Source organism: Peribacillus muralis (genome assembly GCF_001645685.2).
GTDB classification, from domain to species: Bacteria; Bacillota; Bacilli; order Bacillales; family DSM-1321; genus Peribacillus; species Peribacillus muralis_A.
Genome location: NZ_CP017080.1, coordinates 1,549,428 through 1,561,977, shown reverse-complemented (window position 1 = coordinate 1,561,977; position 12,550 = coordinate 1,549,428). Strand labels below are relative to the sequence as shown.

At 44.0% G+C, this 12,550-nt stretch carries 9 protein-coding genes and 1 pseudogene; all 10 read right to left on the bottom strand.

The window, feature by feature from the left end; translation table 11 throughout:
- Positions 1–25: 25 nt before the first annotated feature.
- A complete protein-coding gene (ftsA, locus tag ABE28_RS07530) occupies positions 26–1,327 on the bottom strand; it encodes a cell division protein FtsA (RefSeq protein ID WP_064461765.1) in 1,302 nt (433 codons plus the stop codon).
- Between the two features lie 269 nt (positions 1,328–1,596).
- A pseudogene (locus tag ABE28_RS24410) lies at positions 1,597–1,952 on the bottom strand (small basic family protein).
- Between the two features lie 676 nt (positions 1,953–2,628).
- Positions 2,629–2,730, bottom strand: coding sequence for a DUF881 domain-containing protein (locus tag ABE28_RS26060; protein ID WP_373921336.1), 102 nt, complete (start codon positions 2,728–2,730; stop codon positions 2,629–2,631).
- 359 nt (positions 2,731–3,089) lie between these two features.
- On the bottom strand, positions 3,090–3,872 hold the full coding sequence (locus ABE28_RS07525; RefSeq protein WP_064461763.1) for a cell division protein FtsQ/DivIB: 783 nt from the start codon (positions 3,870–3,872) through the stop codon (positions 3,090–3,092).
- Positions 3,873–4,004: 132 nt separating this feature from the next.
- Positions 4,005–4,913, bottom strand: coding sequence for a UDP-N-acetylmuramate dehydrogenase (murB, locus tag ABE28_RS07520; RefSeq protein ID WP_064461761.1), 909 nt, complete (start codon positions 4,911–4,913; stop codon positions 4,005–4,007).
- A gap of 356 nt (positions 4,914–5,269) precedes the next feature.
- A complete protein-coding gene (gene spoVE, locus ABE28_RS07515; RefSeq protein WP_373921320.1) occupies positions 5,270–6,376 on the bottom strand; it encodes a stage V sporulation protein E in 1,107 nt (368 codons plus the stop codon).
- A 143-nt stretch (positions 6,377–6,519) separates the two neighbouring features.
- Complete coding sequence (gene murD / locus ABE28_RS07510) at positions 6,520–7,872, bottom strand: UDP-N-acetylmuramoyl-L-alanine--D-glutamate ligase (protein ID WP_064461757.1); 1,353 nt, start codon at positions 7,870–7,872, stop codon at positions 6,520–6,522.
- Positions 7,873–8,850: a phospho-N-acetylmuramoyl-pentapeptide-transferase gene (gene mraY, locus ABE28_RS07505; RefSeq protein ID WP_057913497.1), complete on the bottom strand. Its 978-nt coding sequence runs from the start codon at positions 8,848–8,850 to the stop codon at positions 7,873–7,875.
- A gap of 91 nt (positions 8,851–8,941) precedes the next feature.
- Positions 8,942–10,414, bottom strand: a complete 1,473-nt coding sequence (locus ABE28_RS07500) for a UDP-N-acetylmuramoyl-L-alanyl-D-glutamate--2,6-diaminopimelate ligase (protein ID WP_064461755.1) — start codon at positions 10,412–10,414, stop codon at positions 8,942–8,944.
- A gap of 158 nt (positions 10,415–10,572) precedes the next feature.
- Positions 10,573–12,495, bottom strand: coding sequence for a stage V sporulation protein D (locus ABE28_RS07495; protein ID WP_064461753.1), 1,923 nt, complete (start codon positions 12,493–12,495; stop codon positions 10,573–10,575).
- Positions 12,496–12,550: the final 55 nt, after the last annotated feature.

The following is a 12,550-nucleotide window of genomic DNA, read 5'->3' as shown; positions in this document are numbered from 1 at the left end:
CGAAATTCCCGATTCTTAATGATTGTTATTCAAAAAAGTAACCCAGGATTTTTTTGAATTTAGATTCACCTTTTTCACCTTGTTTTTTAACCGGTATGTTCTCTTTGTTTTTCTGAGAAACCTTTTGGCTGCGCTGATCGTTTTCTTCTTGTGTTTGTCCAGCTGCTACAGGCGTTTTTTTAGCGGTGTTTTTTTGCATTCTTTCTTTCTTGCATGCGTGTTTAATCAGACCAACAGCAGTCGTATATTGGGGTTCCCTGACACCGATGTAGTTCGGTTCAGCCGTCCTTACACGGTTTTGGAACACATATTGGGCGAGCTCAAGGACTCCCGGCATTTTGACAACGCCGCCGGTCAACACGAAGCCACCTGGAATATCCTGAAAACCAAGTCTCCTCAAATCATCTTGAATCAACTCGAAAATTTCGGTCAATCTCGCTTCAATGATGTCCGAAAGCATTAACTGATTGCATGGCTGCTGCTGGTCGCTGCCGATGATCGGTATTTGGAATACTTCATCTTCAGACGCATCATCATAAAAGGCATGGCCATGCTTTACTTTTATTTTCTCAGCTTCCTCCATGGTTGTTCTTAGAACGATGGAAAGATCTTTCGTAAGTGTTTCCCCGCCTATAGGTATTACAGACGTATATTGTAAATAGCCTTGTTCGAATATTGCCAGCGTAGTGGAACCTCCGCCAATATCGACAAGTGCCACACCAAGTTCTTTTTCATCCTTGGATAAAACAAGGGAACCTGCAGCTAATGGCTGAAGGGCGATATCGGTTATTTCTAACCCTGCCCTTTCCACACACCGCAACGTATTATGTAAGATTGTCCTAAGACCTGTGATTAAGATCCCTCTCATTTCCAAGCGAACGCCAATCATGCCTCTTGGATCACTGATTTCATCAAGTTCATCAACTTTGTAATGGATTGGCACCACGTCGATAATTTCCCTGTCGGAAGGGATCGTAATTAACTCCGCTGCTTCCCTGACACGGAAAACGTCATGCTCCGTAATTTCTTTATTGTCACTGGATACGGCAACCACCCCGTGACAGGGCTGTAGCGTCACGTGATTCGCACTTATTCCGACAATAACGTTTTTGATCTCCATCCCTATCATTCGCTCTGCTTGTTCAACCGCCTTTTGGATGGATTGGACGGTTTCATCTATACCGACGATCGAGCCCTTTTTAAGCCCCTCTGATTTAACATTTCCCACGCCGATTATGTTTAATGTGTCATTGACCATTTCCCCAATGATAACTTTTACACTGGATGTACCGATGTCAAGACTTACGTAAATTTCATTGCTGTTCATTCTCCATGGCACCTCCTTCAGTTTTTACATGTTTTAGTAGAATAACATTTCTATATCGAAAGACCTATTCATTATAGAATAATAGTACTGATTTCAACAACAAGCGATTGTCATAAATTCGTTTACCTTCTAAAAAACTCGTAAATTTCTCACAATATGGTATATATTGTTCGCTTCTCGTCATATTTGAGTAATCTTCTAAACTAGATACTGCCATAAACTATTCGTCATTTATCATGTAATTCCCTTTAAAATTATTGAATTTTTTTCTACTTTTTCCGGGAAATGGACCATTTTTCAATTAAGGTTCTTGTGATCATGGCGATATTTTGAAACAGCCTTAAGCCGAATGCAAGATAGCGGTTAACTACCAGTCTACACCAAGATGTACACCTAGAAAAGCCAAACATGCGGCAAGGACAATATTATAGAAGTATCCAGTTACGAAAACAACTTCATCATAATGACCTTACAAATGGGCCCTGATGCCTCCGAATAAGGCACCATAAGCCGCGAGAACGGCAATGGGAAGATAATTTGCATTTGCATGAAGGATTTTCAAACCGACCGAAAAGCCAAGCGTGACCTCGGCCGGAAGTCCAAAAACTGGAAGGCACTTTGCAATTCAGATCATTTTAATAAATCAAGCAGTAGTCCGAAACCTTCAATACGCTGCATTAATATCTTCGGATCATCCTTTATTGCCTTCCATTCGACCGGGTAATCGTCAAGAGGCTATCCATCCATCTTCGGCTGCCCATTTAAATCACGAATGGCGGATGATGCATGTCCCTTTGTCCTGCAATCGAAATTCCGTCAGCTCCGAAGCATACGATTACATTACACATTACCTTTTATTTCGGTCAAACCCGCCTCAGCCTTTAATTCAATCATGATATCCCGCATTTTTCTTGGTTTCATCAGGAAACAATCTTCCCCTCCAAGAGCTTACTCCGTATCGGAAGCGACAGGCTGATTCATCAAATTGAATGGTATAGCGAGCATGAAGCCAGCAATCAAAATAAGCAAACTAAAAGAAAGCTTTTTTTCATTTCCAGTCTCTCTCACCAATCTTTAATCGAATCCGAATCCGAATCCGGGAATCTGGACACCCTCCAAGAATGGAGCAACATGATATTCTTTTTCTTTTCTAATATGATCATGACCAGTTGTTCCTTTAAGCTTATGCCTCCCCAGGCAGGTCGAGGGACGCACCAAGGACATCCGGATCGCCGATTGCGAAATAATGAATGGTGCTGGATGCTGCTATCAATAGACTGTGATGACAAGCCCATTACAGATTATATAGGAATCATGTTCAGACTCTGGCCATTTATCGCAGCAGCCTCAGCACCTGATATGTATAATTCATTTACAACCTTGAAGACATGCTGTTCATGAATCTATAAGTCATCGACATTATATTAGGGGTCCATGTTTGCACCATCTTCAAGGGGCACCTGACGGCTTGTACCTCTTACCTTCACTTTGCCGAGTATCATCCGATATTTCTTGGCACCATAGGCTACATTTTCATTCCGGTTCTTTTTTAAACTGAATACAAATTCCTGTGCACGAAACAGACCCTTCTGAAATTCCCGGTTCTGTTTCTCTTGTTCGATCAGTTGGTGCCGAAGACCATATTCTTTATTCCAGGCCTTGTCCTCCCTTACTCCTCCATATATATTTAGTCAGATTGCAAGAGAAGGCCAAACATAAATCCGAGAACCACGCAAACGAGAGCTAAACCATTCGTTTGCCATCAATTTTGCCCATTCTTGCCTTCCTTTTGTTCCGCATTTTTATATGCTTTAAAATAAGATCCCACTTCCAAATCGATGACTCCCTTTACCTTTGGATCCAACTGACTGACGATTGATGGATAGTGAATCATCTTCTCGAATAAAGTCCGGCTTGTCGCGCTCACTTCAAACCCATCGTTCATGAACATGACGATATGGTATTCATCGGTTTTTGTTGGGGCGTAATGGATTTCCGAAATGGCATTCTGAATCTCGACGGGTAGCTTATCCAACTCTTCTAAAAGCAACTTTAATGCTTTACCCTCTTTGAAACCGATTAAAACCGGGGCAAATACTGGAATTTCTCCTGTTGCCAATTCCTCCAGAACGGTCCCGTTCTCCAAAATGGGGGCATACTTCCCATTATTGGACAGATAAGCCATTCTGTTATGTTCGGAAACCGTAATTTTAATCGAATTAGGAAAGACAGGTGTGACCAGGGCGCTTTTTATTTCCTCGTTCTTTTTAATATTGTCTGCCGCTTTCCCTGTATCTACCTTCCAAATGCTGCGATCCTTCTTCACCTTACTCAATTCAATGATTTGCTTGGAGGTGAAATACCGATTCCCTTCCACCTGCACGGTTTGCACATAGCTTAACGGGGATAAGAAATATAGCACGCATGCAACCAGGATGAAGAAAAGGGAAAGCAAAAGAACCAGCCTTCTATTTGCTTTGCTTTTTCTTAATTGTTTTAACTTCGGGATGCGGTCCTCAATGGAAACGATTTTCCCCTTTTCCATCCCTTTCACCTCTTCCTGAAAAAATGGATGGTTTAAAATACTATACGAAATCAAGACACACTCTAAGTCCGTTTATATGAAACTTTAAAAGGTAACACATTATATCACAAAATTTGGATATGATGAATCCAATTATTTACGGCCGATTATTTCCACTTCTGTTTCCATTACAATTTCAAATTTATCATACACCGTATCTTTCACATGCTGTATTAAGGCTTGAACGTCTGCTGCACTGCCGTTACCCGTATTAACGATAAAATTCCCATGCATTGGGGATATCTGCGCTCCGCCAATCGAATGTCCTTTCAGACCAGCATTTTCCACCAATTTACCTGCATGATGTGGAAGTGGATTCCTGAATATGCTGCCTGCACAGGGAAGGTTATATGGCTGAGTATCTTTGCGGTAATTTTTATTATCCTGCATTCTTCCAACGATTTCGGTTTTATCGCCCTCGGTCAATTGAAAAACGGCTTCCAATACGATACCGGGTCTTTTCTTTTGAAGAACGGAAGTCCGATAAGAAAACTCCATTTCCTCCTTCGAAAGCCATGCTAATGATCCATCCTCAAACAGAACATGCGCTTCCTTTAGGATTTCACTCATATCGGAACCATGTGCACCTGCGTTCATATAGACAGCTCCGCCGACCGAGCCGGGGATTCCACTGGCAAATTCCAATCCTGCATAGCCTTTTTTACTGATTTGAACGGACAAGCTGACAAGAGAAACACCTGCTCCAGCTTTAATCTCCGTTCCATTCATCTCGATGTGATCAAGGCCCCTGCCCAATTTAAGCACGGCACCTTCAATTCCCCCATCGCTCACAAGAAGGTTGGAGCCCCTGCCAATCGCCCGCCACGGTATGGCATGCTCTTTGATGATTTGCATCGTTTTTTCTATATTTTCAACGGAAGATGGCACGATGAATAAATCAGCGGGCCCTCCTATTTTCATAGTTGTATGATTCGCAAGCGGTTCCTGTTCAAGAACCTTGCCAATTTTCATTTCAGTTAATTGCTTTATCACTTTATCCATGATAAACCTCCTTGTTGTTCCAAAAATTCCAAATTATGATTTTCATTTCCTCTTCCATGAGGACTCTAATTTCAAAGAATGATGACATCTTGCATGTAAAAGCGGAAATATGAACAGAAGTAAGCGCCTATGCGGCCTAACCCTCTTATACTATAGTCTAAACAAAGCTGTATTGCCAATATTTATTGTGGTTTCCGAAACATTCATAGATGGTAATATTTAATTGGCATTTCAATTATTCCTAAATTCACCCACGGTTCCCTCACCCATCGTTTCCTGCAAAGGCTTTCAACCAAAAAAGGGAAACCCCGCGTATAAGGGCCTCCCTTTTTCCGAATCTCCTAATTTACCTTTTTCTAAAACCTGGAGTATCGGCTAATATTCAATAGTACACCAATCGCCATCAACATGAGTGTCAGCGATGAACCACCATAGCTTAATAGGGGCAGGGTGATACCCGTAACTGGCATCAAGCCCGTCACGACGCCTATATTGATCATGACCTGGATGGCAACCATGGCAATGATGCCTACCGCCACAAGGCTTCCGTATAAATCTGGTGCCCCCAGGGCTATCCTGATACCCCGCCAAAGCATAAGGGCAAACAACAAAATGACGAGAGAGCCGCCGATGAAACCCAGTTCCTCGGAAAGTATCGCAAAAATGAAATCTGTCTGTGGTTCTGGCAAGTAGAAAAATTTTTGGCGGCTTTGCCCGAGGCCAAGACCGAACAGCCCCCCCGGACCGATTGCATAAAATGACTGGATCATTTGAAAGCCGCTGCCCAAAGGATCTTCCCATGGATCCAAAAATGATGTAATCCGCTTAATTCTGTATGGAGCTGACAAAATCAAACCGATGAAGCCTACCACACCGATCAACCCCAAGCCTACAAAATGGCTGATCCTTGCACCGGAAATAAAAATCATGACGATGCACGTTCCCACCATGACCGTTCCCGTTCCAAGGTCGGGCTGTAGCATGATCAATCCAAATGCCAAGAATACCAAACCCAAGGATGGAAGCATTCCTTTTTTAAAGGAAGTGATGAGCTTTTGCCGTTCGGATAAAAACTTGGCCAAAAATGCGATCATCGCCAGCTTCATGAACTCAGAAGGTTGAACCGAAAAAGCCCCTACGCCGATCCAGCTTCTAGATCCATTTCTTGCCATCCCTATTCCTGGCACCAATACAGCAAGCAGCATGATGAAACAAATGATGATCAGGATCTTGGCCCATGTCCTCCATGTCCAGTAATCCACGTTCATGATGAAAAACATGGCGATGACCCCTACGCAGGCAAATAGCAACTGTCGTTTCGCAAAGTAAAAGGAGTCTTCAAATTTATATGTTGCCCAAATGGCACTTGCACTGTAAACCATGATTAAGCCGACGGTCAGAAGACTTAAGGTGACGATAATGAGAATGAGATCAGGATTCGATTTTTTAAATGGCACGGACATCCACCTCGAGGAAGTTTTTCGAGCCTGTACGAATATAAAAATCAATGCTGCACTATAGCCAAAAAAAAAGCGATAACGGCTCATTATCGCTTTTTTCCAAGGTGTCAACGTAGAAGCAAATTCACTTCTTTCTGCGAAAGCTCTTAATTAAGTTTATGCACAGCCTCCATAAACATGTCTCCTCTTTGCTCAAAAGTTTTATATTGATCCCAGCTTGCACAAGCTGGGGAGAGAAGAATACAGTCGCCTTCATTCGATAGTTCAAATGCAGCCGGTACGGCCTTTTCTACATTATCGACACGTTTTATATTCGTTATTCCTATTTCTTTGGATATTCGCTCAATTTTTTCTGCCGTTTCGCCAAACGTTATCACGGCCTTGACATTTTTCATGGCCGGTTTTAACTCATCGAATTCATTACCGCGATCCAATCCGCCCGCCAAAAGGATAACAGGCTCTTCAAAGGATGTGAGTGCTTTGGAAGCAGCAAGGATATTCGTTGCCTTCGAATCATTATAGAATTTACGGTTTTCGATCGAAGCTACGAACTGCAAACGATGCTCCACACCATAAAATGTTTTGAGTACCGTTTGAATCGCTTCGTTGGCGACACCCTTCAATTTGGCTGCCGAAATGGCCGCCAGCACATTCTCCAAATTGTGTTTCCCGGGAAGGGCTATGTCGGCAATGCCGATGATCCTGTCTCCGCGGAAGAAGACTGCACCATTTTCAACGTAGGCGCCTTTTTCGTGTTTGCCTTCCGTTGAAAAAGGAACTAGTTGAGCCTCGGTCCTTGCCGCCATTAATCTGACAGCTTCTTGCTCTGCATTATAAATCAGGAAATCCGAAGCTAGTTGATTTTTCGTAATCGCGGCTTTCGCTTCTGCATATTCGTGTCTGGAGCTATGATAATCCAGATGTGCATCATACAAATTAGTCAAGATCGCTATCTCTGGACGAAACTCCTCGATGCCCATCAGCTGGAACGATGATAATTCAATGACGATCGAGTCATCCGCTGTCGCCTTTTCGGCCACACCAGATGCGACTGTCCCGATATTCCCCGCGATGAGCGGTGACTTTTCACCGGCCTTCAACATTTCGAATATCAAAGTTGTCGTAGTCGTCTTCCCATTCGTGCCCGTAATTCCTATGAAAGGGGCCTCACTGATTTGATAGGCAAGCTCCACTTCGGTGATGACCGGAATCCCTTTATCCAACGCCCCTTTTACGATTGGGTTTCGATAAGGTATTCCTGGATTTTTCACGATCAATTCGAAGCCTTCATCCAGCAGTTCAATTGGATGGCTGCCACAGATGACTTTGATTCCCTGTTCCAAAAGACCTTGAGCCTCTGGGTTTTCCGATAATGGCTTCATATCATTGACCGTCACGAAGGCGCCTAATTTATGTAGAAGCGATGCTGCCATCACTCCGCTCTTTGCCAGGCCCAATACCAATATTTTTTTCTCTGAATACCTTGCAGTCTCTTTCAATTATATCCACACCTCTAAATAGATTCCGAGTACCGCACACAGCAAACCTACTGTCCAGAAAGTGACGACGACGCGCCATTCGGACCAACCAGATAGTTCATAATGGTGATGAAGCGGACTCATTTTAAAAATACGTTTCCCAGTCGTTTTAAAAGATGCTACCTGCAGGATGACAGAGAGCGTCTCGATGACAAATACTCCTCCAATGATTACCAATAGTATTTCAAGCTTAGTCAACAAGGCGATGGTTGCTATTGCTCCTCCCAGAGCCAACGACCCTGTATCGCCCATGAATACCTTTGCAGGATGTGCATTGAATACCAAAAACCCTAGAACAGACCCTACGACCGCCACCGAAAATATAGACACATCATATTGTGACTGACTCCATGCCAAAATCGCAAAAGCACCGAAGGCGATGGCCGAAGTTCCTGAGACAAGTCCGTCGAGACCATCCGTCAAATTGACGGCATTCGAAAAACCAACCAGCCAGAAAATCACGATAAATAGATAAAACCAGCCGAAGTCGACCGAAAAGTCAGTACCAGGAATCGTCAGTTCCGGATTGAAACGGTCTGTCTGCTTGAAGACGAAGTAAAAGATGACCGAAATCACAATTTGTCCAAGCAGTTTTTGCTTGGATGTCAAGCCTAGGTTTCTTTTCATGACCACCTTGATGAAATCATCCAGGAAACCAAGCAATCCAAATCCTAAAGTAACGAATAATAATAAATAGGTTTCGGTGGAAGGTACCGAAAATTTAAAAGTCATCACCAACGTAGCGATGGTTACCGATAATAATATGACCAAACCGCCCATGGTAGGCGTTCCCGTTTTCTTCAAATGCGATTGTGGGCCTTCTTCCCTGATGCTCTGCCCGAATTTCAGCCTTCTCAAAAACGGGATGAAAATCGGCGAAAGAAGTACAGTTACTAAAAACGCCACCAAAATCGTATAAAAAATTACTTGTTCCAACATTCCTTACTCCCTCATTCCTAACACAATTCAAATATAAAATTCTGCTTGTTGTCTTTTCTTGTTTGTAAGCCCGGCACACTCACCGCTGGGTTCAAGCTGAACCTAAACGGCTGAGAATCGCCTTTTCCGCTTCTTCACGGTCATCGAAATGCAGCACTTCGTCACCGACCAATTGATATGTTTCATGCCCTTTTCCGGCTATCAGGATAACGTCGCCCTCTTCCGCCTTGGAAACGGCATGGACTATCGCCTGCCTCCGGTCCTCGATTACCGAATATTCTTTACCCGCCACTCCAGCTTCCATATCCCGAAGGATCTGGGCCGCGTCCTCACTGCGCGGATTATCGGAGGTGAAAATTGGGTCTGTCGCCAAGTTGCAGGCAATCTCTGCCATGATTGGGCGCTTTGTCTTGTCTCGGTCGCCGCCGCACCCGACGATAACAAAGATTTTCTTTTCAGCGAACTCGGCAACGGTCTTGAGGACATTTTCCAAGCTGTCCGGCGTATGGGCGTAGTCAACGATGACTGGAAAGGCTTGATTCGCCGTAACGAGCTCAAAACGGCCTGCCACGCCTTTTATTTCCTCGATCGATTTAATGGTGTCATCTAAATCGTTCCCAGCACATAAGGAAGCCGAGATTGCAGAGAGCACATTATATACGCTGAATTTACCAATCAGCTTCAGCTGAATGTAACGTTCTTCCTTACCCGCTGTCAAGGTGAAGGATGTGCCATTTGCATCAATCTTTAAATCCTTCGCCCTGATATCGGCTTCATTGTCAATGCCATAAGTAACGACTGCAGCAGCCGTCGCTTTTATGAAATCATCAGTTGCGTCATCATCAGCATTAAGCACGGCGTATTTGGGACGATTTTCTATGTAAGCATTTCCGAGCTGGGAGAAGAATAAGGATTTCGCCTGCTTGTATCTGTCCATCGTTTTATGAAAATCCAAATGATCTTGTGTGAGATTGGTAAATACAGCAATATCATAATCACAGCCATGGACGCGTCCAAGTTCAAGAGCATGCGAAGATACTTCCATTATGGCCGTAGACACAAACGCTTCGGTCATTTCATGAAAAGCCTTCTGCAGGGTGACGCTATCTGGCGTCGTATTCTTTGTTTCATAAACCTTATCGGCTATTTTTGTATACATCGTGCCGATCAATCCCGTTTTTTCATGCCGATCCTCGAAAATCTTTTCAAGCAGGTGACTGGTGGTCGTCTTTCCGTTCGTGCCGGTGATTCCGATCAAGCGCAGCTTTTGGGTCGGATGACCGTAGAATGCATCGGCAAGGACCGCCATAGCCCTGCTTGAATCCCTGACGACGATCACGGGTACAGGCAAATCAAGCTCCCGCTCGGCAATGACTGCCGCAGCTCCATTTCCAACAGCGGATTGGGCAAAATCATGACCATCGACTGTATAACCTTTTATGCAAACAAATAAACTTCCGTCTTTGACTTTACGGTTATCATTTTCAATGGAGGTGATTTCAGGATTTTCTCCTTCATGGTTTAATAAGGAGTGTAAATAAGATAGTAATTTTTGAAGCTTCATTTTTCCATCCCTCTCAACTTAATTTGAGGATTAATTATATGTGATTAACCTTAGCTTGTCGAGAAACCAATTTTAATTATACGAGGTTATCACGACTCCGTAAACAAAGCGGCTGATGATTCTTCAGCCGCTTTACCTATTCATCTATTATATTATACTTATTCTTTATTTTCGCCAAGATAAATTCTTATTGTAGAGCCTTCTTTTACCTTAACACCCGCATCAGGAGCTTGATTTATGACTTTATCCCCATTTCCGGCAATATCGAGCTTCAAATCCACCTGCTGGGTTTGAAGCTCTTTCCTGCTCATTCCCACTACGTCCGGAACCTCGACCATGACGGGATCGGTCCAGACGGTTTCCTTCTCAATCTGGTTTTTTCTTGGTTTGACACCCATCGCCCTGAGGGAATCCTCCATGATATTGCCGACGATCGGAGCGGCCACGACGCCGCCGAATTGCACCGTTCCTTTCGGGTTATCGACCGCGATGTAGACGACGATTTGCGGGTCATCAGCTGGGGCGACACCAATAAATGAGAGAATATAATTATTTTCAAGATATCGTCCATTTTCAGCTTTCTGAGCCGTCCCCGTCTTCCCTCCAACCCGGTATGACTCCACGAATGCACCTTTACCGCTGCCTTGCGCTACAACCGATTCAAGTGCTTCACGAACCTTTTTCGAAGTTGCTTCCGAGATCACCTTTTTCTTGGCCTGAGGGGTCTTTCTCATAAGCACTTCACCACTTTTTGGGTCAACCAATTCCTTGGCGATATATGGTGTGTATAAAGTTCCGCCATTCACGGCAGCCGATACGGCCGTCACTTGCTGAATCGGCGTTACGGCCACACCTTGTCCAAACGCCGTTGTTGCCTGCTCAACAGGACCCACACGATCCATATTGAACATGATTCCCCTTCCTTCTCCGGTTAAATCAATCCCTGTTTTTTGTCCAAAACCGAAATCATTGATATATTTAAACAACTTGTCCTTCCCGAGCCTGTTGCCCAACTCCACAAATCCTGGATTGCATGAGTTCTCGACAACCTCAAGAAAGGTTTGGTCTCCATGTCCGCCGCTTTTCCAGCAATGAAGAACCGATCCAGCCACCTCAACATGACCGGAGTCATAAAAATGTTCATTCTTCAAATCCACCTTCCCCTCCTCCAAAGCCGCAGCAAGGGTGATGATTTTGAACGTCGATCCTGGTTCATATATACTCCAAACCGGTAAATTGCGGTTATACACTTCGGATGGTACGTTTTGAAAATTGGCTGGGTCGAAAGTAGGCCTGCTCGACATGGCTAGAATTTCGCCGGTATTGGGGTCCATGGCGATGGCGATCAGACCATCAGGGTCATACGTTGCCTCCGCATTATCGAGCTCCCTCTCCACGATCGTCTGGATTTTGCTATCGATTGTCAGCTTCAAATTATCTCCATCAACGGGAGGCTTATAGTCATCGGCCATATTCTCAAGCCTTTTCCCTTTGGCATCCGAATAGAATTTTACAAACCCCCTCTTCCCGCTTAGTTCCTTATCATAGGACAATTCAATTCCCATCAATCCCTGGTTATCCGATCCCGTAAACCCTAGTACATGGGAAAGATATTCGCCGAATGGGTAATGACGCTTTGAATCTTCAGCGATATATACCCCTTTTATTCCTAATGCTTTTATTTCCTTCGCCTTTTCATGGGATATTTTTCTGCCTTCAGGAATTCTTACGCTCATCTCCTGTTTGGTCAGATATTGGTAAGCCTTTTCCTTGGTCATATCCAATATGGAAGCAAGCTGTCCCGCCGTCTTATCTGCATCTTCAATCTGCCTTGGGATGACATAGACCGTCGGGGCCGATATATTCGTCGCCAGCTCCACACCATTGCGATCTAAAATCTCCCCACGCTTAGCCTCAAATGGAATATTCCTGCTCCATAAATCCTCAGCAAGCCCCGTCAACTTATCACCTAAATAGAACTGTACAATTCCCAAGCGGATATCAATGATAAAAAAAACTACGATTCCTACTGCCAATGCGATTGCCAGCCGTTTTCGGACAGTAACATTCGAAACACGCAAAAACAGGCACCTCCATTTCATACATGCTACAATATATGCTTGTCTACTCGATGCT

Coding starts and splice junctions, on each gene's coding strand:
- ftsA (WP_064461765.1), bottom strand. CDS start 1,327: ATGAACAGCAATGAAATTTACGTAAGTCTTGACATCGGTACATCCAGT.
- murB (WP_064461761.1), bottom strand. CDS start 4,913: ATGGATAAAGTGATAAAGCAATTAACTGAAATGAAAATTGGCAAGGTT.
- ABE28_RS07500 (WP_064461755.1), bottom strand. CDS start 10,414: ATGAAGCTTCAAAAATTACTATCTTATTTACACTCCTTATTAAACCAT.
- spoVE (WP_373921320.1), bottom strand. CDS start 6,376: ATGTCCGTGCCATTTAAAAAATCGAATCCTGATCTCATTCTCATTATC.
- mraY (WP_057913497.1), bottom strand. CDS start 8,850: ATGTTGGAACAAGTAATTTTTTATACGATTTTGGTGGCGTTTTTAGTA.
- ABE28_RS07525 (WP_064461763.1), bottom strand. CDS start 3,872: ATGGAAAAGGGGAAAATCGTTTCCATTGAGGACCGCATCCCGAAGTTA.